We start from the raw sequence: 24,806 nt of genomic DNA, 5'->3' as shown, positions 1-24,806 counted from the left end.
TCACAACCCGTAAATGCGGAAGGATGAACGGCCCGACAATTCGCGCACGGCGCCCAAACCTTCGAGCCGTTCGAACAGGCGCGTGGCCGCCCAGCGGGAGAGATGGCTGCCGGGCGCGGTTGCTTGCACCGCGTCCGCATCCAGCAGTGCCTGAATGACAGGGCCGGCGCCCCTGGTCCGCACCTTCGGCGCCACACGCGAAAGCGTCTCGGCGCGGCGGGCGATCTCGCCGGCCGACCGCAGAGCGCTCTCCGCGGCGTCAACCAGAGCCAAACAAAGCGCCCCCGCGAATGCGGGTTCGCCCGGGCGCACACGCCCCCGGCCCCCGATGGTCCTAAACGCCGGGCCGTAACGTTCAGCCATCAGCAGCGGCACGGGGCAGTTCCATTTGAGCTGGGTTGCGATCATCCTATCGGCGATGGCCCAGGCCAGCGGTTCGGCATCCGGGCGAACGGCGAGGATCGCGGTGACAAGGTCGGCGACCACGAAGGGAACGGCGCGGCCGGATTGGCGAGCGGTGTCTGCCAGTTCCGGGATGGCGGCCAGCTGGTCGTCAGAGACGATCCCCATCAGGTCGGCAAGTTCTTGGACCTGCTTTGCGGCAAAGCCAGGTTTTCGGGCGGCAAGCCTTTTATAGGCCAGAAACATCTTGCCCGCAGGGCCGGGATCGTCGCCGGCGGCGGTGAGCAGAACGGCGTCACGCAACGCGTGTTCGTCTTCGTTGCGACCGGACAGGCGGACGGCGGCAGCGGCGCATTTGAGCGCCTGCCGTTCGCGCCAGCAACCGGCCCAAGGCGGCTCGGATCGAACGATATCATCGAGTGATTTCAGGGCGATAGCGGCGGAGAAGGCGGCATCGGCTTCGGTGATGTCGCGCCCGCGCGGGCGGGTCCAGGTCGGCAGTGGGCCGGTGGGCGTGACGGTTCTGGTGTGTGGTGTGGGGTACGAATCCATGGCGATGAAGTTACAACACAAGAGGCGTCTGTGCATTATCGGGACATAGATTCACGGTAGCTATCGGGGATTCGAAGGGGCATGAGTCCGTCGGCATCGAGTTCAATGCCGTCTGACCAGACATAATCGCCGGTGAGGTTGATCCGGTCCCAGCCCAAAGGTGAAAGCTGCGAGAGTAGAGCGGGATCAATTTTCACTCCGCGACTTCCAAGTTCACTCACGGCGCGGTCGAGATAGCGGCAGTTGAACAGGATGATTGCGGCGGTGACGAGATTGAGTGCTGCCGCTCGCATTTGCTGATTTTCGATACCGCGATCCCGGAAGCGGCCGAGCCGGTGGAACGCAACCGCGCGCGCCAGACTGTTTCGCGCTTCGCCCTTATTGAGTTCACCCGTGACAAGCTGGCGAAGCGCCGGATCCTTGAACCATCGCAATGTGAAGAGTGTGCGCTCGATACGGCCGACCTCGCGAAGGGCAGCGGCAAGGCTGTTTTGTTGCCGGTAGGCTGAGAGCTTTTTCAGGATCAGCGATGGGGTGATGGTTCGGTCGCGCATCGCCCTAATGACGCGATGAATGTCGGGCCAGTGATTGACGATCAGATCGCGGTTGAGCCTGTTCCCGAACAGCGGCGCGAGGCGTCCGTAACGCTTGGGCGGCTCGAAGGAATAGAGGCGGCGATCGGAGAGGCGCGGAATACGTGGCTCAAAATCAAGCCCGAGCAGGTCCATGACCGCAAACACGATATCGGAGACGCCGCCGCCATCGACGTGCAGCGCGGAAAGGTTGGCGTTGCTTTCGTGGCCGAGAATGCCGTCGAGGGCATGGATCGCTTCGCCGGCAGTGCCCGCGATCACGGTTTGATGGAGCGGTGCGTAGCGGTCGGTGATGGTGGTGTAGATTTTGACGATCGGGTCGCGGCCGTAATGCGCGTTGACCTGACCGCCAGCCTCCCCGGCGCCACCAAGATAATAAGCCTGCCCATCGGCAGAGGCGCGCCAGCCCTCACCGAACCAGGCCGCCATTGGTTCGGCCTGTATGGCGTCGGTCAGACAGCCGAGCGCGGCGCGAAACGTCTCTTCACGCATGTGCCACGTCTGCATGCGCAGGAGCGTGCGCCGCGATGCCACGCCGCAGACCTCAGCCATCCGTGACAGGCCGAGGTTCGTCGCTTCCGCAATCATAGCTGCGAGAAAGGATCGTTCATCGTTGGGCGGCAACCCGGTCGAGACATGACCGAAATGGCTGGTGAAACCGGTCCAACGTTCGACCTGAGACAAAACATCGGTGATGCGCGTCGTCGGCACGAGATTGTAGCAGGTCCGGACGAACTGTCTGCCATCGTCGCGTTCGGCAAGATCGGTTTTCGGCTCTTTCGGAAACCGCAGTCGGTCACCGGAAAACAGCGCGGGATCGCCGCTGGTCAGCCCCCCTGATACCTTGAGCAGCGCAGTATCCAGTTCGGCCGCGCGGGCATCGAGCCACACATGAGGATCAGGAATATCGGAGACCTGTGCCGGGACCGGATCCGTACTCGGTGAAAGCAGCGTTTCCAGAGAGCGGTGCAGTCGGGAGGTTGGCACCCAGATGTCGCCCGCCGCCAGTGCTCCAGCCAACGCGGAATAGGTCGCCAGCTCCCAATGGGTTCGGTCGATCTTGTCGTCCGTGACGACATAGCGCTGCCATCGCCGCTCGATATGCCCGAGCGGCAAGCCATCAGGGAGCGCCGTGCGCCAGTCGCCATCGAGTTCGGCCAGGATCGCCATCGCTGCACGGAGCGGCGCGGTACCCTTGCGACCCTCGAACGTGAACGCTTTCAGGAAGCGCGGCCCCGCCCGCTTGAACGTCCGATATTCTGGCCCGATTTCACTGATGGCATTATCTCGTCCCGGCCTCGTGGTTCGCCGGAGAAGAGCAGCGTCGGCATCGATCGTATCGAGCGAGGCGACCGCTGCGACCGCTGCTGCAATATCGCCGCCGGCGCGTGCGGCTTTGCTGACCGCCTCAAGCACGTCGGCGACACGGATTAATCGGTCGCGGCCCTGGTCGGCAGAAGCGGCAACCGTCTGTTCAAGGCGTTTGCGGGCACGCAGATGCGCTCGCCCGATGAGCGAGTCGAACATACCGATAGCTGTGTCAGTCAGCGTGGCCTCAAACTCGCGCAGCGTCGCCACAAGAATAACATGCCGCCGCGCCGACCCCATCTGCTGGAATGCCTGCGCGGTGTAGCGGACCCCTTCGCGCGCAAATTGCTCCATTCGGGGTTCGTATCGTCTATCGATGGCGGGCGTCCTGATGCCGCGAACCAGTGCGATCTTGTCAAGAATACCGACGAGCGAGGCAGAGGCGACGCGCGGGGTGGGTTCCCGTAGCCAGGAAAATCGGCTTTGCCTATCGTGCGTTTTCTCGGCGATAAGCGCGTCAAGTCGGCTATGGGTGGCCGGATCGAGACGATTGTCGATGTCGGCGATGATCCGGTTTTCGGCCGCGTGCATCGCTTCGGCGGCCATGCGCTCGACCACGGTGATTCCGGAAATGACTATCTTACGGAAGCGCAGTTCGTCGAGGAAGTTGCCCAACAAGACGCGTCCGTTGGTCAGGCCGACAGCTTCGGCTTCCAGCCACGCTCGAAGCGTTGCGCGCATCGGCTTGGTGAGGTCGGTGAACCCGAAACGCGCCTTGATCGCGAGAAGCTGATCGTAGCGTGTGGGCGTCCGTCGTGCGAAACCGCCGATCACTTCTGCATCGATCCCGATCTGCTCAGCGATATGGTCGAGCATGACAGCGGGCAGCAATTCGCCGCGTCGGAGATGCCTCCCCGGATAACGCAGACAGCAAAGCTGCAAAGCATAGCCAAGCCGGGTCTCAGGCGTGCGGGCGCTGTTGATGGCAGCTAGGTCGTTTACGTCCAGACTGTGATGGCGGACGACCGTCGTCTCGTCTTCGGGCAGCGCCAACAAAGCGTCGCGCTGAGGGCCGGTCATGTAAATGCGTGCTGGCATCGGTTATCCCTTTCAAAAATCACTTGCCTTTTGATACAGTTTTGCAAGAGGATTGTGAAAGGCATTGAGCCTTGATTTGCGGTCATGGTCATCCTGCTTCCGTAGACGGCCGTTTGTGAAAGGATCGAATTGAGCACCGCACCTTATTTGATCGGCTATGCTCGCGTGTCGAAGGGGGACGACCAGTCGAACGCAGCACAGTTGCGCGCGCTGACGGCAGCGGGTTGTAAACGCGTCTTCGAAGAATCCGCCAGCGGCGGGCGATGGGACCGGCCGAGGCTCCAGGAGATGATCGGCCAGCTACGGGATGGCGATGTCGTTGTTGTCTGGAAGCTCGACCGGCTTTCGCGAAGCCTGAAAGACCTGCTGCACTTGATGGAAAAGATCGAAGCGGCGGGGGCCGGCTTCCGGTCGCTGACCGAAGCGATCGACACGACGACACCGGCAGGCCGCATGATGATGCAGATGGTCGGCTCATTCGCCGAGTTCGAGCGCGCCATGATCCGCGAGCGGACTAGCGCAGGGCTAGCGCAGGCGCGGTTGGAAGGGCGGCTCGGTGGTCGGCGGCGCAAACTTGACGATAAGAAACGGCGTGAGATCGCCGAATCCGTTGTTGCGGGGCGCAAGTCCGGCGCCGAGATGGCGCGGCTCTATGACGTGAGCGAGCCAACCGTCTCAAGAATCGTTGCCGAATATCGTCAGCGGGAAGCCCATGAGGCCTTGGCATGACTTGGATCCGATGACCTCCATGGGGTGGAAAGCGGAAAGGCCGCTTTCAGCAGCCAACCCTTCCAAGCGGAAGATGTCGAACGACCTACCAATTGCAGTCGATCAAGACATGGATCGTCGGCAAAGCTGCATGGACCTCCGATCATTTCGGCGACAGGGTTTCAATGATCCGGCAATCGTCGACGATGCCGCACTCGCACTGGTCGATCATTCTGTCGAGTTCGGCCTTGAGCGCCATGAGATCAGTGATCTTCTTTTCGACCTCTGCACGATGTTCGCTAGCGATGGCATCAACTGCTGCGCAGGATTGTCCGCGATTGTCGGATAGCGTGAGAAGCGCTCTGATCTGGTCGAGCGAGAAGCCCAGGTCACGTGCCCGGCGGATAAAGCTCAGCCGGTTCAGATGGTCTGGCTCGTACGCCCGATAATTGCCTTCGGTACGCGAGGGCTCGGGCAGTAGACCGTTCTTCTCGTAAAAGCGGATCGTTTCGACCTTGGTACCGGTTTGCCTTGCAAGATGACCGATCGTCAGAATTGAAGAGTTCATTTTATGACCCTATAGCGTATACAGGGTCATGTAGGTTCTATTTGGACGTTTGTCGATCTCGATGGCTCGCCTAGTGCGCCGCTCTGGCGCTCTCCACCTCTTCACGCACCAGGTCGTGGAGTTGCTGCGGTCCGAAGGATTCCAGCGGCCTGCCATTCACGAAAAAGGTCGGTGTCTGGCGCACATTATTGCTCTGAACATCGGCCATATCCTGCTCAAGAACGGCGTCAATCTCGGCCGAGGACATCTCACGCCGTGCCTGCTCAACATCCAACCCAGCCGCCGCCACGATTTCCCAGGCTTTCTCGAGATCGGGTGCACCATGCACGGCCCATTCCGGCTGTCGCGCCAGCAGGGCTTCCAGTATCGGTTCGTATCTGTCCTGAAGACGGGCTGTTTCCAGAGTCCTGACGGCTTCGTCAGATCCGTCATGGAAGGGCGCGTATCGGATGACCAGGCGCGTCTCGGCAGGGAAATTCGCCATGATCTGCTTAACGGCTGGATAGAAAGCTCGGCACGCCTCGCAGGACGGATCAAAGAATTCCACGATCGTCACCGGCGCATCCGCTGGGCCGATTACGGGTGAATGCGCCCTGACCAACGCATCACCTTGCGCCGGTGCAACGGGCTGTGCCGAGAGGCCGCCGTACCGGTCGTAGATAAAGGCACCGCCTGCAAAGACAATCAGTGCGACAAGGCCAGTGAGAAGTACGATGGACCGTCTGGTCATGTTGAACGTCTCCGGTGCGCGAGAACGAGAAGAAGAGCGATGCTCCCAAAGGCGGCGAGCGATAGGTAAGGGAGCGGCAAAATGCCAAGGACCGTCATCTCGACGCCAGAACATGACGGGCCGTCTTGTGTACAAGGCTCGATGGCTGCTGGAAGGATCCTCGCATAAAGGAGGGAGTGGAATGCAGCGATGGCGGCACCTAGGGCAGCCAGTGGAAGTCCGTACCGGGAAACGCTGGCATCACCTCGAAAGCTAGCGACAGCCAGAATGACCGCCAGCGGAAACATGAAAGCGCGCTGATGCCAGCACAGATTGCACGGCGTCTGTCCCATGACCTCACCAATGAAGAGAGCGCTGAGCGAGGCGGCAAGCGCAATGAGCCATGCCGAGAAGACGAACGCCCAGGTATTTGCAGTCGTGCCCGCCCCGGTGGTCATAGCACTCCCTTTCGCCATCGTTTCGCTTCGCTCCATTTACCTTTGCATTCAACTATTTCTGCACCCTGTACCCACTACAGGGTCAAGGCTCCTTAATGAAGTTGTACCGCGAATTTGCACGTGGATCGCAGCGCGAAATCAAATAAACGAAGTCCACTCTTGACCCTATAGTTGCTACAGGGTCTATCTGCGGTGTCACATTAAACCATCGAGGTGACACCATGGCGGCAGCGAGCCCTTACAGACTGCGTATAGAAGGCATGGACTGCGCCTCGTGCGCATTGAAAATCGAGACGGCGATGCAACGCCTGCCGGGCGTTAGCGACATCAATGTCAGCTACGCCAACGAGACGCTAGCATTGCAACTCGATGAAGACCGGACGGCCCTCGGCACTATTGAGCAAAAGATCCGAGCGCTCGGGTACACGCCAGTGATCGAGCAGGCTGAGACGAAGGGGGGGCCGCCTCGGAAGCGCATCACAGAGGCGTGGTGGAAAGGCAGCAAGGGTCGGCTTGTACTGCTGACCGGCGCACTGTTCATGCTTGCCTTCGCCATTGCGCGTATCCTGCCGGATTGGGAGCAATGGCTCTATTCAGGTGCGGCCCTGATCAGCGTTATCCCGTTCGCGCGGCGGGCGGTCGCCGGTGCGATGTCCGGCTCACCCTTCACCATCGAGACGTTGATGACGGTCGCGGCACTCGGCGCGGTCGCCATCGGCGAGGCCGAAGAAGCTGCTGTCGTGATCTTCCTGTTCGCAGTGGGCGAGCTGCTTGAAACCGTGGCGGCAGGCCGTGCGCGGGCAGGCATTGAAGCGCTGATCGATCTCGTGCCCCGGGTCGCGTTCCGCGAGCGTGATGGTGTCATTGAGCAGGTCGCTGCCGAAGAGTTGGCTATTGGTGATGTCGTCGTTGTTCGGCCTGGGGACCGTGTGCCGTCTGACGGCACGGTGATTGATGGTGCATCTGAGGTCGATGAGGCGCCCGTGACAGGCGAATCCATGCCCGTGCTTAAAGAAGCCGGCGCAAACGTCTATGCCGGCAGCATCAATGCAAATGGCGAGTTGCGAGTGTCGATCAGTCATGTCGCGGCCGACAATACCATTGCCCGCATCATCCACATGGTCGAGGAAGCTCAGGAATCAAAGGCCCCGACGGCGCGTATGATCGACCGTTTCAGCCGCTGGTATACGCCTGGCGCTATGGTCGTCGCGGCTCTGATCGTCGTGGTGCCGCCGCTCGCCTTCGGCGGTGACTGGATGACATGGGTATATCGGGGTCTTGCGACGTTGCTGATTGCTTGCCCCTGCGCGCTCGTGATTTCCACGCCGGCGGCTATTGCCTCGGGTCTTGCCGCCGGCGCGCGTCAGGGATTGCTGATTAAGGGGGGCGCGGCACTGGAAATACTCGGTAAGGTCGTAACTGTTGCCTTCGACAAGACAGGAACGCTGACGCGTGGCCATCCCCAGGTGACGGACATTGTGCCGATCAATGGCGACGAGAACGCCGTCCTTGCCATTGCAGCGGCCGTCGAGCGCAGCACCAGCCATCCTCTCGGGGTTGCAATCGTGGAGGCGGCAAAAGTGCGGGGGCTCGAACTGCCCGTCACCTTCGGGGGCGGCGTTGCCACACCCGGCAAAGCGGTCACAGCGCGGTTGAAGGACGGCTTCGCTTCGGTCGGGTCTCCCCGTCATGCCGCCGAACAGGCTGCCCTCGAAGAGAACATTGCCGAGACGATCACCATACTGGAGAGCCAGGGCAAGACGGTCGTCGTGCTTATAAAGGGCAAGACCATCGAGGGATTGATCGCGTTGCGCGACGAACCGCGCGACGACGCTATCGAAGGTGTGAAGCGGCTGACAGATCGAGGTGTGCGGCCACTGATGCTGACCGGCGACAACAAGCGCACGGCCGACGCCATTGCGGCCCATCTTGGCCTTGAGGCAAGCGCCGAATTGTTGCCCGACGCCAAGCTCGCCGAGATCGGTCGCCTCAAAGCTAATGGCCCGATCGCCATGGTGGGAGACGGTATCAATGACGCGCCGGCGCTCGCAGCCGCTTCCGTTGGCGTTGCCATGGGTGCAGGCACCGACGTTGCTCTGGAGACCGCAGATGCCGCGCTGCTCAGAAACCGGGTGACGGGTGTTGCCGATCTCATCGGGTTGTCACAGGCGACACTCGGCAATATTTGGCAAAATATCGCCATAGCGCTTGGTCTGAAGGCCGTCTTCCTCGTGACGACTCTATTCGGCATTACCACGCTCTGGATGGCGATTCTCGCCGATACGGGCGCTACGGTCCTCGTTACAGCCAATGCGCTGCGCCTGCTGACCTGGCGCGGCACCCGCGACAAATGAGCCCAAGCAGTGCGCGAAGGCAGGTCGCGGCTTCCACTTCTCGCCAAGAAAGCCGAGGTGTAATTTATGAGTAATCAGTCCAAGGGCAGTGCCACTTCATCCGAGAAGAGCGAACAATGGGCGCTCGCATGGGTGCTTGCGATCAATACGGCCCAGGCAGCCATTGTGGGGGGATTAGGGTGGTGGGCTCAGTCAACAGGATTGATGGGCTCTGCACTCGATAATCTTGGCGATGCCGGTGTCTACGCTATTAGCCTTTTCGTCGTAGGTCGCGGTTTGGCGGCGAAGGTTCGAGTTGCCCGGCTGTCGGGTATCCTTCTGATGGTTTTCGCTGGTCTTCTTCTATTTGAAGTCGGTCGTCGCTTCTTCACTGGCTCCGATCCGATAGGGCCGGTCATGATTGCCGTGGCAATCGCGAGCGCGCTTACGAATATGATCTGCATGTGGTTCCTGAATTCTCATCGGGAAGGCGGCGTGCATCTGCAAGCCTCATGGATTTTCACGACAAACGACATGCTCGTGAACTCAGCCATCGCGCTTTCGGGTCTGGCCGTAATCCTTTTCAATTCGCCCTACCCGGATCTGATCATCGGCCTGGGCGTGGTTGTTGTCGTTGTCAGAAGCGGCTTGGAAATTCTTGAAAAGGCCGGGGAAGCTGGAGAGAAAGTTAATCAACATGATTAGTTCACGAGCCCTATCCGCCGCCTTCCTTACCCTTGCGGTATTGATCTCTCCTGCCGTTGGTCACGACTTCCAAGCCGGTTCGATCACCATCAATCATCCGTGGTCGCGCGCGACTCCGCCGGTCGCGCCGGTAGCCGGCGGCTATCTGACGCTAACGAACGATGGCGGTATGGCCGACCGTCTGGTTTCGATCTCATCACCTCTGTCAGAACGGGCGGAAATCCACGAGTCGACCGTGATCGACGGGGTTGCCAGCATGAGGCCGGTGCAAAATGGCATCGAAATTGGGGCTGGCAAGACGGTCGAACTTCAACCTGGCGGTATACACATCATGTTTTTGAAGCCATCGCGTCCTTTGAAGGAAGGGGAGCGGTTTGCCGCAACACTGGTGTTCGAGCAGGCCGGTACCATCGACGTTGAGTTCGCTGTGCAGAACATGGGTGCTCGTCCGGAATTTGCGAACGAACATGACGGGCACGGAGAGGCTGTCCAATGAGCGGCGTCAAACTTTTCCGTCTTGTTGCATGGGTTGCCGTCGCCGCTGTCGGTGGGCTTTTCATCGGCTTGTCAGTGTCCAAGCCTTGGCAGCAGCAAAATGCGGCGGTCGCGTCTTCGACAGGCATCGCAGCTATCGGCGGCCCGTTCCAGCTCACATCGCATCAAGGCGGGACGATCGACAATGCCGCGCTTGCTGGAAAGCCTTATCTCGCCTTCTTCGGCTTCACCCATTGTCCCGATGTGTGTCCGACGACGCTCTACGAACTCAGCGATCTCATGAACGAGCTCGGGCCGGTGGCCGACCAGTTCAACGTACTGTTCTTCACCGTCGATCCCGAACGAGACAGCCAAGAGCTGCTGGCTCAATACATGACAGCCTTTGATGATCGCATCCTCGCATTGCGGGGAAATCGACAGGAAACGGACGCCGTGGTGAAGGCCTTTGCGGCCTACGCGCGAAAAGTGCCTCTGGAGGGGGGCGAATACACGATGGATCACACCGCAGGCGTCTACATGATGGATGCCGAGAGCCAATTCGTCGGCACGCTCGACATGCACGAGCCGCGTGAGATTCGCTTGCAGAAGCTCCGCCGTCTAGTGGGCGAGATTGGCTGATGGAGTTCTCCAGTATCGGAATGGCGACGGCTTTCGCCGCTGGCGTTATATCCTTCCTGTCGCCCTGCGTTCTGCCGCTGGTGCCGGGCTATATTTCCTACGTTGCAGGCCGCACGATTAGCCCGGACGGAATTGCGGCCGATACAGAATTCAGGGCAGCGGGCCGAACTCTCGGCCTCAGCCTCTGCTTCGTGCTCGGCTTCACGACCGTGTTTGTCATCCTTGGGGCCAGCGCCACCGTGTTGAGCCGGCTCTTGCGCATGTATCTTTTCGAAGCGAACCTGATTGGCGGAGGGATCGTTATCGTCTTCGGCCTATTCACGACCGGCCTCGTACCAATGCCCTGGCTCAATCGTGAAGCCCGGTTCCATGCCAATCCGGGCAGCGGAAGCGCTGGGGCCGCTTATCTCCTGGGTCTCGCTTTTGCGTTCGGCTGGGCTCCCTGCATCGGACCAGTGCTAGGTGCGATTCTGACCCTCTCCGCTGCCAACGCCACGGTTGCAAGCGGAACGACGCTGCTCGCCGTCTATTCCCTGGGCCTTGGCCTCCCTTTCATCTTGGCGGCTTTATTCATGCGCGGGTTCATGGCGCGGATGATGTCGATGCGCCGCACCGGCCGGGTGCTCAAAATCGTCGCTGGTGGGGTGATGGTGGTGATGGGCATCGCCATGATCACCGGCCATCTCTCTAGCTTTGCAATATGGCTGCTCCAGACGTTCCCGGCCCTCGGTCGGATCGGCTAAGCCGGAGTTTAAAGGACATTCGGACATGCTCAGGCTCGGCCTTCCACTCGCCCTTGGCGGGTTTTTCATTGATCAGGCGACGAAGTGGTGGGTCATGGACCATGTTATGAATCCACCTCAGGTCATTCCCGTCACCGGCTTCTTTAATCTCGTGCTCGGCTTTAACACCGGCGTGAGCTTCGGATTGTTCGGCCAGGCGCCGGTTTGGCTCCTGATGGCGTTCCCGCTCGCTATAGTCGCCGGCCTCCTTATCTGGATCCATCGAAGCGACAGCCGCCTGACGGCATCCGCCCTCGGGCTCGTGGTTGGGGGGGCGCTCGGCAATCTGCTCGACCGGCTCCGGCAGGGTGCCGTGACGGATTTCCTGGATTTTTACATCGGCAGCTATCATTGGCCCGCCTTCAATCTTGCCGACGTGGCGATTGTCTGTGGGGTAGGGCTTTTGCTGATGGAGAGCATTCTGGTAAAAGGCAAAGCAAAGGCTGCATGAACAGAAGCCCTCGCCAGCTATCCGTGAGCCATGGTTCGGAGGAAATAGACGTTCTAGTGATCGGCGCGGGTCAAGCGGGACTCGCAGCCGGCTATTATCTTGCCCGACCAGAGCTTTCATTCCAAATCGTCGATCGCCATGCCCGCGTCGGCGACAGTTGGCGCCATCGCTACGATTCCCTGACCCTGTTCACTCCGCGCGCATTTAGTTCGCTGCCTGGTCTTGCGCTCGATGGGGACCCAGAAGGCTATCCAACGCGAGACGAGTTTGCGAATTATCTCGAAACCTACGCCAGCCATTTCGACCTACCGGTGCATTCCGGAAATGGTGTGGCTCGGCTCGAACGCCGGGCCGATGAGCGGTTCGCCGCGCAACTCGACGATGGCAGGTACATAGTAGCGAAGGCAGTGATCGTCGCGACGGGTGCGTTTCAGAAACCGATAATCCCAACGATTGCTGCCGGCTTCGACAGCGCAGTCAAGCAACTAACACCGGAAAGTTATCACAATCCCAGTGATCTCCCGCTTGGCATGGTCCTTATTGTCGGAGATGGAGCAAGCGGACGCGACATCGCAGCCGAGCTGGCTTTGACCCATGAAGTGGTGCTTGCGGCTGGACGCAGCCGCCGTCTGTTTCCCGAGCGCATTCTGGGCCAGAGTACATGGTGGTGGCTGCACACATTGGGCTTGATGAGAGCAAGGCCCGAATCGACGATAGGACGCGTGATGCGGCGCGCGGACCCCTTTCCTGACAGGGATCGGAGCCTTGACGACTTGGAACGAAGGGGCGTAGCCGTCGCGAAACGCTTAGTCTCTTCACAAGACCGCCTCGCATTCTTTGCCGATGGATCGAAACGGGTGATCGATTCCGTCATCTGGTGCATCGGATATCGAGACGATAGCGCATGGCTCCAGATTCCAGGCAGTACCCGTTCCAACGGAAGCATTCTGCAAGAAGGCAGCCTTTCTCCCGTACCGGGCCTTTTTCATCTAGGACGTCCGTGGCAGCGAAATCGTGCTTCAGCCTTCGTGATGGGCGCTGGTGAAGATGCTTCCGCAGTTGTCGCCGCATGCGCGAAATTCTGCTCCGGTCGCGACGTGCCGGTATGATAGGTCGCGGTGACGTCGGCCACCTGCAGCGTCTGGTTTCAGAAGCAATGACCTGCCTCAGGGACGTCCCGGATGGCGTCGCTTGTTGCCCGACCGCGTTGGTACCGTCCAGCAGGTTCCTACCGTGAATCTATGTCCCAATAATGCACAGGGGCCGAGACCGGCGTGGTCGTCATTGACCCGTGGCAGGGTTAGCCATCGAATTGATAGTGGGCGGAGCCGAAGCTCCGCCCGAACGGCTCATCCAAGAGCCGCCATCTGCAGCTCAGTCGCCTTCCGATCGACGGTCTGACCGGGGTTTTCGACCTGACGCGTGAAAGGTTTCCAAGACTCGCCAATCACCTGTTCGTAAGCGCTGACAACGCCTTCGGCTGCGCATCTGAGAGCGTGCGCCTGCAGGCCCATATCGGCCGCGAACTCGCGTTTGCGCTGGGCCGCACCATTGAACCCGACCGGACCGTCAAGATCTTCGTCGCGAGAGTCATTGGAGCCCTTCGCCGTAGCGTCCCTGGCCTCGGTAACTGCGCGCGAGTAGAACTGGCCTGCGCCATGAGCGGAGCCGACAAAAGAACCGACAATACGTTGAAGGTGGATTTGCATGGCCCGGTCCCCCAAGCCCTCATTGAGGCTTTCGGCCGTGTCGACGATGATCTTGTGGTGGAGATCGCGGATGCCGTCGCAGTCGATGACGGGAAGACCAAAGCTTTCGGAGATGAGGAATGCCTGAGCGCTGTCGGGGCAGGCGAGCCGGACCATTTCGAGGGAAGCGCCCTTGCGGAGCTGGACGACCTTGCCGGACTGACGGGAGGGACGAGCGTTGCTGGTCATGTGAAATTCCTTTCCTTCACGGTTTGACCGAAGGCTCAAGCCGGCCCCCGCCGGCCCTCCCTTCGGGCGCGGGCAAAAGAAACCGGCGGAAAGAAGGAGGCTTCAGGGTCCGCGCGGACCATGCCGAGCGAACCCGTCCTGCGGGCCAGCAGGGCCTTTAGCCCTCGCGCCGTCCCGCGGGGCTGGTTTGGCGAGGATGGTGCGTGCGGCCGCACCGCGGCGCGCCAGCGGCCTTGAAGGCTCCGACCGCCGGTTTACGACCGCGACCAGAACCGAAGGGAGGCCGTCAGGGGCGGCATATCACCGGCGCCTTATGTGAAGGAAATGATGATGACCCAAGCCCGGGTCCTTTGCCCCAATCACAGTATGGGCTGTTGTGCCTGACTGGTCGTCGGCGGGCTTGACACTGACAGCTGCGATCGCTCGTTCCTGACGGATGAGTTTTCGCGTCAACGCATCGATTTCGCCACGCCGTTCGAAGCTGAGCGCGTCGACATGGGCCCGGAACAGGGCTTCGTCTGACCGGGTCCAACGCGATCTCGCCTTCGCCTTGACTGTCACCGTCATGCGTTCCGCACGGGCCGAAATCTGGCGTTCGATCCGATCGAGATTGCCCCGTGTCTGGCGGTGTGCGGCCTCCATGCGGCAGAGCAGGTGTGACGAGGTGATCATCGACATGACGCTGCCCTTCGCTGCTGTGCCGACGGCCAATCCGGAAACGGCGTGATTCCCGCAGCGTAATCGGGCGGAATGATGGTTGGTGTCATCGATCCCGCGAGGTCCTCACCGGCAACGGCCCAGTCGACGATTGTACCTGCAGCCGGCACCTGCCCGAGAGGATGATCGAGGTGTGCCTCCAGCGCCGCAATGACATCTGAGCGGGGATTGGCGCCTGTCGTATCGACCAGTAAATGGACGGCGACCAGATAGGTGGGAACGAGTTTCGTCATGCCACCTTCCCCTCAACATGATCGGCTGCCGCCTGGTCAGCGGTCACCCCTTGCAGCACTGCATCGGGATAGCCGTGGCGCGACAACCATTCATCGGCGGCCGGCCGGCTGTCGGCAACGTGAACCAGTTCGCCCGCATCGCCGGGGTGGCTGAAAACGAGAATGGAACCGGCAGATGGAGATCTGAGCACGGTAAAGGTGAGATCACTATCGACCGAGAAGGATTTGAAAACCCGAAGCACGATGACGGCCAAGCTGGCGAAATCTCCCTCGTGAAGGGTGAAACTCGCTGGGACGCCGGTGGCACCGATGCTGGCTCCCGCCTGTTTCCTGACGAGCCGGCCTTTATTGTTGCGGCGCTCCCACGCCTGAACCTTGCGGCGATGCCGTTCGGGTGGCTGTGGCGTGCCGTCAGAATAGAGAATGATCGCACCCAGAGGTGCGTGGTCGTAGATCTGTTGTGCGGACATGACAATGTCCTCCTGATTGATGGATGGGAAACGAAAACGCCGCCGGGGATCCCGGCGGCGTACGGTGCCTTCGAAAGAAAGAAGATCGCTATTCGGCAGCTTCGCGGAAACCTTCGGAGACCGCGTCTGGGTCGGTGTCGCCGGCTTCAGACTCGTCCACAGAGCCTTCAGTATCGCCGACGTTCTCATCCTCGACGATCTCGTTGCGGGCCTTCCAATCGGCGAGTTCGTTCGCGTCCGGCGCGAAGAGCGCCGACCCGTGAACGAAGCGTTCCTCCTGGAAATGCTCGACGAGCGCGGCGCGGGTGTCGCGGACCTTGTTGCGCGGCGGCACCGAGGTATCCCCGCATGCCCCTTCGAGAGCCTGCCGGGAGAGGCACAGAAGAAAGTCTTCGGTTCCCATATTGGGCAGGAAGCTGTCGGCTCCGATCACGGCGCCGGCAATCCGCGAGACGATGCCGCTGTTCGAAATGTTGCGGCGGCACGACAGCACCTCGATCAGAACCGAGCGCACCGCAACCCTCAGCGTGTCCGTGTCGAAGGCGAGATTGCCGGTTTCATCGACCAGGGTCGCGGCATGGGGCGCGATCTGGCTGCGGAACGACCCCGTATTGCCCGAGCCGGTATCCACGCGAACGTTCTGACCGGCAAAGGCGATGACGAGCAGCGCCATCAGTGTGTCGTCCTCAATCGGGGCGCGGCCGAGCGCTTCGTGCAGCGCATCGGTGCGGAAATCCCCAATCATGTCCTGGCCTTTCTGGGTCACATCCGGACGCTGCGTCGGTGCCACGGCACCGCCCTTCTCCGCCTTGCTCCTGCCAGCTTTCGGCTCAGGCATCCGGTAAACGACGGACTGCACCTTGCCGTCGCGATCGAGATACATGGCCGTATGGTCGGACTTCTTTGGCTTGCCGTAGATCCGTTCGGCCTTCTTGGGGAGTTCCGGACCGTTCCAGCCATTGAGCTCGGTAATCATGCCGTTCTTGGGTAGGTTGTTGGTCATCCATTCCTGCTGGGCGCCGAGAAAGGCCTCGACATCGGTCGTATAGCGGCTGTCCTCGTCGGCGGGGGCGAAGAGGTCCTCGACCCAGGCGATGCCGTAGGCCTGTGCCAGTTCGTCGTCGAAATTGGCGTCGCGGGCATACATGCGGGTCTTGGACAGGCCGTTGGCAACCGACCACCAGGACGCCATTTCGTTCTTCCTGGGCTTGTGGGCCTTCCAGACCTCCTTCTGCTCCGCGATCGAGGCTGCGGCAATGGTCCTGAGCTGCCGTTCATCCGGCATGTCGCCCTTGGCCATCTGGTCCAGCATGGCGGGAAGCACATTGGCGAGAAGGCGGAGCTTCTTGATCTGGCGGACCGAAAGCGACAGCGCCGCGGCAATGCCTTCCTCGGTCCAGCCGAGCGCCACCAGACGTTCGATGGCGCGCCACTGGTCGACGGGGTTGAGCGGTTCGCGGGCGATGTTCTCGACCATTGAGCGCATGGCGCCGCCGTCGTCTGCCGGATCGGTCACGATAACCTCGATCTCTTCAAGTTCGGCGGCGATCGCTCCCTTGGTGCGGCGATGGCCGGCCTGGATGATGAAGCCGTTGCCGCCATCAGCCTCGGGAGAAACGACGGGCGGCTGGATGATGCCGACGGCCTTGATGGTCGCGGCCAGCAGCGCATCGCCCTGAGGCGTGGATTTGGACTTCCGGGCATCGTCGGGATTGTCCTTCAGCGCGCGCGGGTCGATCTTGATAATATGCATTGGAAGCTCCTGGTTGGGGATTGAGGACCCGGCACGCCACCGGTTCCCTTTTTCGTCTTCTTCTCGAAGACATCCCCGGGACCGCGGAGCGGGCGGGCCGGTGCAACTGCGGCCGAGCGTCCCTGCCCGGCCGGGTGAGCGGGGCTGGCCAGCCCTGCGAAGAACGACGGGCCGGGATGGCGCAGGCGGCGGTTGAGCGACAGCATCACCGAGCCCAACCGATCTGCGACCGGTCCCTTTCCTCCTTCTTCTTCATGCCGCCGCCCCGGCCTTCTCCCCCTCCTTCAACACCTCATCTGCCAGATCGGCCTCGATTTCGGCGAGTTGTTGGCGCTTCTCGGCAAGCTCGTCTTCGAAGCCGAATTCTCCGCCCTGGCAGGATTGATAGGAGGCCCGCCGGCGCTTGGCATCATCGAGGCGGAAGCGGTATTGCGAGCGCTCGTCCTCGAAGCCGGAAAGCACATGCTCGATGCGCGAGACCGCACCGAGCGGCGTGACGGTTAGCGCAAGGTCGATGTCGGTCTCCACGCCGGTCCGGACGAGTGCAACGTCATATTGGAAGTCGCCCTGAACGTAGCGCTTGCCGGAGAAGACGAGATCGAAGCCGCCTATATTTGCGATGACCGTTTCGCCCTCTTCCTGAAGATGTACCAGCGTCATGATTTCCTTCATCAATGCCCGGCCGGCGGGCTTGCGCTCGGTGAAGTATTGGCCGCCCACGGTCATGGCGAAGGCCTCGCCTACTGTCGGAATCCTGCGTTCGATGTCCTTGCCGATCTCGGAGATCCGCCGCGCGTCGTGCTCGATATCGCGCTCGGCATTGCGGATCTGGCGGCGAACGGCGAAGAGATCGTCTCTATGCGCGGCGCGCAAGCGTTCGAGCCGGGCGATATCGGCCTCGAGGCCTGCCTTCTGCATCAGGCGCTGATCGCCGGAAGCGATCGCTTTGGCCATGGCAAACTGGTTGGCCTGCCCCTCGCCCAGATCTTCGAGCCGGCGGACGGATGTGTCGCCGGACAGCGCCGCAGCGATGAACCGGGCCTTGCGCTCGTTGTTCTGCCACATCTGCGCATCCATCGAGCCTTCGGTGGCGTAAGCGAAAATGTCGATCTCGTCATGCTGATTGCCCTGCCGCTCAATGCGGCCCTCGCGCTGCTCGATCTGGGCGGGAAGCCAGGGCACGTCGAGATGGTGAAGCGCCTTCAAGCGAAGCTGGGCGTTGACACCTGTACCCATGGTCTCGGATGAGCCGATCAGGAAGCGGACCTTGCCCGCGTTCACGTCGGCAAACAGCCGGTGCTTGGCTTCGGTCTTCTTGTAATCCTGCATGAAGGCGATTTCCGACGGCGGGACACCGAGCCGGACGAGCTCGTCGCGGATCCAGCGATAGGCGGAAAAGCCTCTGCTTTTCTCGACGCTGATCGTGCCGAGATCGGAAAAGATCATTTGCGCCGCACCGGGCAACTCGAAAGGCTTTCCCTCGCGGGTCAGGTAGGTATTGGCGCCGGTCTCGCGCCAGATGCGATAGGCGTTGGCGATCAGCTTGTTGAGCTTGTTGTCCGGCTCGTTGTCATTGTCGGGATCGACCAGCCGGAGATCAATCGCCGCATGGCGCCCGTCGGTAATGACGGAAAGCAGAATGTCGTCGCCGGGTTGGGCAGGACCCTCGCGCATTTCGATGGCCTTGATGCGGGCATCGAGGACCTGCTGATAGAGCTTGAAGTCGTCGGTCGGCTTTGCGGTAACGATCTGGCGCTTGCCAGTCGAGACGGCGGGGATTTTCACATATTGCTTCAGATCCTCCGGCAACACGACATCGGCGAAGCAGCGGAACATGGCTATCAGTTCCGGCACATTGACGAAGGTCGCAAAGCGTGAGACGGGCTTGTATTTGCCCGAGGGCTGCAATTCGAGTTCGGTCGTCACATCGCCGAAAGTCGAGGCCCAGGCGTCGAATTCGTGCAGGCCGCGTTCCTTGAGCGCCTCAAATCCGAGGAAGCGCTGAACCGAGAACATCTCGCCGAGCGTGTTGGTGATCGGCGTGCCCGAGGCCAGCACCAGCGCGCGGCCCGGATTCTTGGTCTCGATGAAGCGGGATTTAACATAGAGGTCCCAGGCCCGCTGCGAGCCGTTCGGATCGACGCCTTTCAGCGTCGACATGTTGGTGGCGAATGAGAGTTTCCGGAATTCCTGCGCCTCGTCGACGATGATCTGATCGATGCCGATCTCGGAAATGGTCAGGAGATCGTCCTTGACGGTCGCCAGCGATTCCAGCCGGTCCTTCAGTCCCTCCTTCAACCGTTCCAGTCGCTTGCGTGACACCCGATCGTCGCCCTCGACCCTGGTGAGAAGATCTTCGTAGAGCGCGAGCTCATCCTCGATCATCTGCTTTTCGAAGACTGCCGGTACGGCGATGAACTTGAAGGCCGAATGGGTGAGGATGATCGCGTCCCAAGTGGCCGTCGCGGCGCGCGACAGGAAGCGGTGACGTTTGTCTTTGGAAAAATTCGTCTCGTCGGCGACGAGTATCCGGGCTGTCGGATAGAGCGCAAGGAACTCGCGGGCGGCCTGGGCCAGGCAATGGCCGGGCACGACCAGCATGGCTTTCGAGATCAGGCCGAGCCGACGTTGTTCCATGATGGCGGCGGCCATCGTCATGGTCTTGCCGGCGCCGACGGCATGGGCGAGATAGGTTGCGCCGGACGAGATGATGCGCCAGATGCCGCGTTTCTGGTGGCCATAAAGAACAAAGGCGCCTGATGCGCCCGGTAGCTGGAGATGGTCCCCATTGAAGGATCGGGGTGCGATATTGTTGAAGCGGTCATTATAGACCCGCGCCAGCCGGTCAGTCCGGCCCGGATCGGACCAGACCCAGCGCTGGAAGGCGGCCTTGATCTTGGTGAGCTTCTCCTTTGCCGCCTCGGTATCTACGACATTGAGGACGCGCCGCTCGCTGTCGCCGTCTTTGATCGTGTCGAAGATCTGCGGAATACGGCTGTTGAGGGCATCGGCGAGCAGTTCGCCGGCATGCCGGCGCTTGGTGCCCCATTCCGACGTGCCCTCGGCCCGGAAGGCCAGCATGCGGGCATCGACCGTCCAGGAGGCGAGTTCCGGCATGTGCCGGATCGTGATATCCGTTCCCATCGACTCCTTCACAAAATCGACGACATCACTTGCCGGAATCCATGGTGCACCGAGCCGGGCGGTGATCTCGGACGGGCTGAGATCGGCCGGCTGCACCGCCTCCAGCGCCTCGACATTGAGCCTGTAGGCCGGATCCAGCTCGGCGGCCGCTTCCGCGATCGCCAATTTGTCGCGGACCGGTCCGGATAGGTAGGCGTCGGATGTCTGCCAGGACCCGTCTGTCGGATCTCGATAAATCGCGCTGCCGAGTTCCGCGATGACGGTCTCCCGGTCTTGATGCAGCAGTTCGGCGATATGGTCTGGATCGACATGGCCGCGTTCGTTGAGGACGACGGCCAGAGCGTCGGCGGCGCTGGTGATCACCGGGGGCGATGGCGGGGCAATGACTCGTTCGGAGAAGATCGGACCGGGCTTCGCGGTATCCGTATCGAGATCGTAATTCTCGATGGAGGCGACCAGCCAGCAATCGGGATCGTCGAGGAAGGGCTGCAGGTTCGGGCGGCGATGCGTCTCGCGGGTTTCGCCCGTCGCATCGCTCTCCGAGATCGACACCCTCGTGTGGTTGATCGGCCCGAAATCCCGCACGAAGCTCGACCAGGCGATGCGCAGCTTCACCTGAAGATCGCGCCACGGCTGATCGGTCTCCTGGGCCTTGAGGACCGCGCGCACCGCATCGCGGACCGGGATCAGCTTCCTGACGATGTTGATCTGCTTTTCCGAAATCCCCTCGCCTGTCCGGCCCTTGCGGACGGGAACCGGCGCGGGCTTGCCGTGGAGAACCTGCATCAGCCCTTTCGGTGGGGCGATGAAGAAGCTGCCCTCGCGGACATGGGCGTCCCCTGGTCTGGCGACATCGGTCGGCGTCGTACCGAATTCGAGATCGAAATCGATCTCTCCGGGTTCGCCGTCATAGAGCGCTTCCGGAAGAAGATGGATTGCGGCGTCCAACGCAGCTTTGAGATCGCCGTCACCTGCCAGGCAGGTATAGGTCTCACCGAATGGACCAGATGTGGTCGCGTGGCGGCCGAGCACATGATCGGGGTGATCGGCGAACCAGCGGTTGACCCTGACCGCCTCGCTCTCCTCGCTGGCCGAAATGACCTCGGCCACGTCCAGCCACGCCGCGTCGCTCGGGGACTCGCCCGGCTTGCGCTTGCGGAAGAACAGTATGTCGACGACGACGTCCGTTCCCGCATCCTGCCGGAAGCTGCCTTCGGGCAGGCGGATCGCCGCGATCAGATCGGCGGATTTGGCAATGTGCTCGCGGGCCGCGGCATCCGCCTTGTCCATCGTGCCCGACGAGGTGACGAAGGCGGCAAGTGCACCGGGTTTCAGGAGATCGATCGATCGCGCAATGAAATAGTCATGCAACCGCAGGCCCATTGACCGGTAGGCGCGGTCGGATCGCACGGTCCGGTCGGAAAAGGGAGGGTTGCCGATGGCGAGATCGAAGTGCGCCGGCAGATCGGTACGCGCGAAATCACCTTCGATGATGCGGGCGACCGGCTGCAGGAACACGGCAATCCGGGCTGTCACTGGATCGAGCTCTACGCCCGTGAAGAACGAGGATGCACGAAACGGCTCAGGCATCAGGGCTGGGAAGAGCCCCGTCCCGATCCCCGGTTCGAGCACGCGACCGCCGAGCCAGCCGAGCCGTTCGAGACCTTCCCAGATCGCCCGGATGATGAACTCCGGCGTGAAATGGGCATATTGGGTGCAGCGGGCAAGCGAAGCGTAATCGGCCTCGTTCACGGCCTCCTGCAGCTCTTCGCCAAGGTCTTCCCACCCCTTCCGGAACCCGTCCTCGCCGGGCCGCGAGAAGATCGCATTGGCAAGATCGGAGGCGCCAAAGCCTGTGAAGTGAACAAGACGAGCCTGTTCCTCCGGCGTCGCGGGCCGGTTCTCGGCCGCGATTGTAGCAGCGAGCGAGATGGCGGCGAGATTGTCGCGCGCTCGGGCTTTCCAGCCCTTGGCGAGGTTCCGGCTACCGGAAAGATGAAAATTGCTGCCGCGCTCGGGCGCTTCGGCGGCTTGTCGTTCCGCGGGCCGCCGGCTCTTGGACCGGTTGGCCGCTGCCGCCGGCAGCGGTACGCCCTTGTCGGGTTCGATTTCTGGGCTGTCGGCAAAAGCGGCGACGCCGAAGCCAAGCCCGGAGGACAAGGCGTTCTGCAAACTGCCAAACATGTCGAGGGTGAAGCGGTCGTGGTCTGACATTGATGGTTTCTCCTGGATTGAGGGCGAACGAAGCCGCGCCGCCAGGGGACCCAGCGGCGTCGCCAGCGTGCGGATTTGAAAGCGGAGTTAGCGGGTGATCAGCGAGAACGAGATCTCGTTCTCGGTGAGCTGGATCCCGAGATGGGACGCGGCGAAGTGCCGGTTGAAGCTCGGAACGACAAGGTCGGCATCGATGAACTCGATGCCGTCATCGCCACCGAAATGCCGGCGCTTGTAATCCCACCAGTCGTCGCTGCCCTTGGGGTGGCACTCGTTCGAATAGACAACGAGCGGCTTTTGGCCCTCGGCGAGCTTGCCGTTGGAGATGATGTAGACGCCTTCGTCTCCCACAAGCCAGAAGCCGGGTTTCTCACCCTCGCCTGGTCTGGTGCCGTAATAGGGATTGCGAAAGCCGCCATTGGCGGCCGCGTCCTCTTCCCCGCGCGCGATAACCTTGCGCACCGCTTGAACCGGAAATGTGAACATGACGGACCTCACGCGGCTGCTGGCAGCGGAAGGTGGCGCAAATGAACGCGCAGCTTTTCCGAAATCTGCTCATCCGTCAGGTGGTCGAGCAGCTGAAAGCTGGTCCCCGGGCGACCGTAGACGATGACCGTTCGCTTGCCTCGATGCTCGGGCCGGAAGGCCCCTCCGGCATAGCCTCGATAGTCGTCCTGCGTGGCACTCCAGATGTGCTCGATCCGTTCTTCGCGGGTCATCGCCTTGACCGGCCAGCGTTCGCGCTCGACAATCGCGTCGCGCATCTCGTACGGCGAGCGTGGATCGGCAAGATCGCAATAGGCGTGAAAGAACCGCGTCACTCCATTGATGCTGAGCGTGTAGAAGACGCTGGTGATGCTGCCGGTCAGGAATTCGCGCATGGCGAACATCTCGCCGCGCATCCAGAGCGGCGGCAGGATTTCGAGCATGTAGTCGTGTTCGGGGCGGGCGATTTCGAACCATTCGCCGGCGTAAAGCGCACTGTCGTCTTTCTGCCAGCGGTCGGGTCGCCCAGCATGGCGGTCGAAGAGTCTGAACATCTGATGGCGGTCGGCGATGCCGAAATGGATCTTGCGGATGAGAGAGGTCATGGCGGGCTCCTTTGAAGCCTGTCACGGGCTGGAGCGCGGCGCACCCTTTCGGCATCACCATCTTCTTCAGCCCTTCCGGACCCCCTCCCGCGGCCGCCTCTCCGTCCGGCCGGGTCAAGGGCCGGCGTCAGCCGGGCGAAGCGTCACCCTTGAGGCGGACGGCGGGCATGCGGCATGCCGTCCTCGTTTTTCTCTTCTCCATCATTCCTTCCATTTCAAGGAGGCGTTCCAGTCATCTGATGGCGGCCTGAGCCGCTGCCAGTTGGAGCCTTCCTCCTCAGCGAGAACCCGCAGGCGCTCGGCAAAGGTCTCGCCCTGGCTATTGGCGTCGGTGGCTGCGACCATGAGGACATCCGGGCGGGCGGCGAGCCCGCGTAACGCAGCATCGGTCGATGACGACCAACCCCCGCCGGTGCTAAGGTAAAGCGATCCCGGACGACACTGTTCGATTGCCGCAAGGCTCATTGCGTCGATCGCCGCCTCGGCAACGCAAAGACGCGTTGCATCGGCGGGCCCGAGTCGGAAGAGGACTTTCGCACCTCCATTGGCAAAACCGCGCCATTCCGGACCGCGTTCCTCCCAGCCGGTGATCTGGCCGCGATCGTCTTTATGGGCGGCCCACATGCTGCCGTGCGGGCCTTCGCGCAGCACATCGGAAGCAATAGCTTGGCACAGAACCGGGTCGGGAATACCGCGCATCTCACTGAGATAGCGCCATGTCGCCGAGCCGCGCCACGGCTTGCGGCGGCTTTGCCAGCGTTCCGCCACGGTCTGGTCCAGCATCCTCTCCCTGGCCTGACGGGTCCAGGCGGGCTCTGACGGCATGAAGCCGATGAGGGCGGCGACGACATAAAGGGCGGCGGCGAACGGGATCCCGTCGAGATGTTCAACAAGGCGGAACACGTCGCCCTTGGCGTCCGACAAGGGGTCAAACCAGCCCTTGCCGTCATGAATGACGATGACGATGTCGCCGCCGCGGCGGTATTTGACCGCTTTGCGGGTGCTTTCCTTCAGATCGACGGCAAAGCCGGCGGATTCCAGGACGGCCCCACAATTCACTTTCTCTCTCAGTTCTTCCAGTTCGGCTTTTTCCATTCACTCTCCGCGTTGCGCGCGGTCCTCTGTCCGGGTTTGCGCTCCCTCACTTTTCGGGGCTGGACCCGGAGGCCGCGAAGAGCAAGGCAGGACAAGGGCGCGGATGGCAAGCCGGCAGTTATGACGGGTCGCGGTTTTCGCCGCCAGAAGCGGCGAAGCCTCCCTTGCCGGCCGCCGCGCACAAGCGGCATGGGTGTTCTGGCTGGTCTCTTTAATACCTTCGGCGCCAAGGACCTCAATAGAATAAAGTATAACATTTTCTCGCAAAGCAGTGGTTTGCGAATGCAGCCGCTATCCGCTATCAACCATACACACGCGTAGCAATTTCCCTTCTTCCCGCCGCAACCATTAGGCTCATGCAGCAATCACATT

At 61.5% G+C, this 24,806-nt stretch carries 22 protein-coding genes; 8 read left to right on the top strand and 14 right to left on the bottom strand.

The features are described from left to right. Entirely contained in the window at window positions 1-954 is a 954-nt protein-coding gene (locus AZF01_RS23075; protein ID WP_024706420.1) for a DUF1403 family protein, read from the bottom strand. Window positions 955-989: 35 nt separating this feature from the next. Then, window positions 990-3,935 carry a Tn3 family transposase gene (locus AZF01_RS23070; RefSeq protein WP_024706421.1) on the bottom strand — a complete coding sequence of 982 codons (2,946 nt, stop codon included), beginning with the start codon at window positions 3,933-3,935 and terminating at the stop codon, window positions 990-992. Window positions 3,936-4,082: 147 nt separating this feature from the next. On the opposite strand from AZF01_RS23070, the gene AZF01_RS23065 reads away from it, so the two are divergent. After that, entirely contained in the window at window positions 4,083-4,682 is a 600-nt protein-coding gene (locus AZF01_RS23065; protein ID WP_009452622.1) for a recombinase family protein, read from the top strand. A gap of 142 nt (window positions 4,683-4,824) precedes the next feature. On the opposite strand, the gene AZF01_RS23060 is transcribed toward AZF01_RS23065, so the two are convergent. The 3 genes from AZF01_RS23060 to AZF01_RS23050 all read right to left on the bottom strand — a co-directional run bounded on the left by AZF01_RS23060 (window position 4,825) and on the right by AZF01_RS23050 (window position 6,396). After that, window positions 4,825-5,229 carry a helix-turn-helix domain-containing protein gene (locus tag AZF01_RS23060; protein WP_009452623.1) on the bottom strand — a complete coding sequence of 135 codons (405 nt, stop codon included), beginning with the start codon at window positions 5,227-5,229 and terminating at the stop codon, window positions 4,825-4,827. A gap of 70 nt (window positions 5,230-5,299) precedes the next feature. Then, complete coding sequence (locus AZF01_RS23055) at window positions 5,300-5,959, bottom strand: thioredoxin domain-containing protein (protein WP_024706422.1); 660 nt, start codon at window positions 5,957-5,959, stop codon at window positions 5,300-5,302. Next, window positions 5,956-6,396 (bottom strand): disulfide bond formation protein B, encoded by a 441-nt coding sequence (locus tag AZF01_RS23050; RefSeq protein WP_024706423.1) that lies wholly within the window; start codon window positions 6,394-6,396, stop codon window positions 5,956-5,958. Before AZF01_RS23050 ends, AZF01_RS23055 begins: the two co-directional genes overlap by 4 nt. Before the next feature lie 221 nt (window positions 6,397-6,617). Between AZF01_RS23050 and AZF01_RS23045 the strand changes: the two genes are divergently transcribed. The 7 genes from AZF01_RS23045 to AZF01_RS23015 all read left to right on the top strand — a co-directional run bounded on the left by AZF01_RS23045 (window position 6,618) and on the right by AZF01_RS23015 (window position 12,889). Then, the gene (locus AZF01_RS23045) at window positions 6,618-8,750 is read left to right on the top strand and encodes a heavy metal translocating P-type ATPase (RefSeq protein WP_024706424.1); all 2,133 of its coding nucleotides are present in this window, start codon (window positions 6,618-6,620) and stop codon (window positions 8,748-8,750) included. A 66-nt stretch (window positions 8,751-8,816) separates the two neighbouring features. Further along, on the top strand, window positions 8,817-9,434 hold the full coding sequence (locus AZF01_RS23040) for a cation transporter (protein WP_018065776.1): 618 nt from the start codon (window positions 8,817-8,819) through the stop codon (window positions 9,432-9,434). Next, window positions 9,427-9,930: a copper chaperone PCu(A)C gene (locus tag AZF01_RS23035; protein WP_009452628.1), complete on the top strand. Its 504-nt coding sequence runs from the start codon at window positions 9,427-9,429 to the stop codon at window positions 9,928-9,930. Before AZF01_RS23040 ends, AZF01_RS23035 begins: the two co-directional genes overlap by 8 nt. Continuing rightward, a complete protein-coding gene (locus AZF01_RS23030; protein WP_009452629.1) occupies window positions 9,927-10,547 on the top strand; it encodes an SCO family protein in 621 nt (206 codons plus the stop codon). The genes AZF01_RS23035 and AZF01_RS23030 overlap by 4 nt, the downstream gene beginning before the upstream one ends. Then, window positions 10,547-11,290, top strand: a complete 744-nt coding sequence (locus AZF01_RS23025) for a cytochrome c biogenesis CcdA family protein (RefSeq protein WP_018065777.1) — start codon at window positions 10,547-10,549, stop codon at window positions 11,288-11,290. The genes AZF01_RS23030 and AZF01_RS23025 overlap by 1 nt, the downstream gene beginning before the upstream one ends. A gap of 25 nt (window positions 11,291-11,315) precedes the next feature. Further along, entirely contained in the window at window positions 11,316-11,780 is a 465-nt protein-coding gene (lspA, locus tag AZF01_RS23020) for a signal peptidase II (RefSeq protein WP_009452631.1), read from the top strand. Then, window positions 11,777-12,889 carry an NAD(P)/FAD-dependent oxidoreductase gene (locus tag AZF01_RS23015; protein WP_024706425.1) on the top strand — a complete coding sequence of 371 codons (1,113 nt, stop codon included), beginning with the start codon at window positions 11,777-11,779 and terminating at the stop codon, window positions 12,887-12,889. Before lspA ends, AZF01_RS23015 begins: the two co-directional genes overlap by 4 nt. 240 nt (window positions 12,890-13,129) lie before the next feature. Here AZF01_RS23015 and AZF01_RS23010 read toward each other — a convergent pair whose 3' ends face one another. The 9 genes from AZF01_RS23010 to AZF01_RS22975 all read right to left on the bottom strand — a co-directional run bounded on the left by AZF01_RS23010 (window position 13,130) and on the right by AZF01_RS22975 (window position 24,434). After that, window positions 13,130-13,717, bottom strand: coding sequence for a hypothetical protein (locus tag AZF01_RS23010; RefSeq protein ID WP_024706426.1), 588 nt, complete (start codon window positions 13,715-13,717; stop codon window positions 13,130-13,132). Between the two features lie 300 nt (window positions 13,718-14,017). Next, a complete protein-coding gene (locus AZF01_RS23005) occupies window positions 14,018-14,395 on the bottom strand; it encodes a hypothetical protein (protein WP_024706427.1) in 378 nt (125 codons plus the stop codon). Then, on the bottom strand, window positions 14,386-14,667 hold the full coding sequence (locus AZF01_RS23735; protein ID WP_081725658.1) for a hypothetical protein: 282 nt from the start codon (window positions 14,665-14,667) through the stop codon (window positions 14,386-14,388). The genes AZF01_RS23005 and AZF01_RS23735 overlap by 10 nt, the downstream gene beginning before the upstream one ends. After that, on the bottom strand, window positions 14,664-15,137 hold the full coding sequence (locus AZF01_RS23000) for a hypothetical protein (protein ID WP_024706428.1): 474 nt from the start codon (window positions 15,135-15,137) through the stop codon (window positions 14,664-14,666). The genes AZF01_RS23735 and AZF01_RS23000 overlap by 4 nt, the downstream gene beginning before the upstream one ends. A gap of 88 nt (window positions 15,138-15,225) precedes the next feature. Next, a complete protein-coding gene (locus AZF01_RS22995; protein ID WP_024706429.1) occupies window positions 15,226-16,890 on the bottom strand; it encodes a ParB/RepB/Spo0J family partition protein in 1,665 nt (554 codons plus the stop codon). A 252-nt stretch (window positions 16,891-17,142) separates the two neighbouring features. Next, window positions 17,143-22,248, bottom strand: a complete 5,106-nt coding sequence (locus AZF01_RS22990) for a DEAD/DEAH box helicase family protein (protein ID WP_024706430.1) — start codon at window positions 22,246-22,248, stop codon at window positions 17,143-17,145. A gap of 87 nt (window positions 22,249-22,335) precedes the next feature. After that, entirely contained in the window at window positions 22,336-22,734 is a 399-nt protein-coding gene (locus AZF01_RS22985; RefSeq protein WP_024706431.1) for a DUF3085 domain-containing protein, read from the bottom strand. Between the two features lie 8 nt (window positions 22,735-22,742). Continuing rightward, window positions 22,743-23,339: a DUF1419 domain-containing protein gene (locus tag AZF01_RS22980; protein ID WP_024706432.1), complete on the bottom strand. Its 597-nt coding sequence runs from the start codon at window positions 23,337-23,339 to the stop codon at window positions 22,743-22,745. 201 nt (window positions 23,340-23,540) lie between these two features. Next, a complete protein-coding gene (locus AZF01_RS22975; RefSeq protein ID WP_036235775.1) occupies window positions 23,541-24,434 on the bottom strand; it encodes a DUF3991 and toprim domain-containing protein in 894 nt (297 codons plus the stop codon). Between the last annotated feature and the right edge of the window lie 372 nt (window positions 24,435-24,806).

Origin of the sequence: Martelella sp. AD-3 (genome assembly GCF_001578105.1) — a bacterium.
Lineage (GTDB): Bacteria > Pseudomonadota > Alphaproteobacteria > Rhizobiales > Rhizobiaceae > Martelella.
The sequence above is the reverse complement of the archived record's forward strand: the minus strand, read 5'-3'. Positions and strand labels throughout refer to the sequence as shown.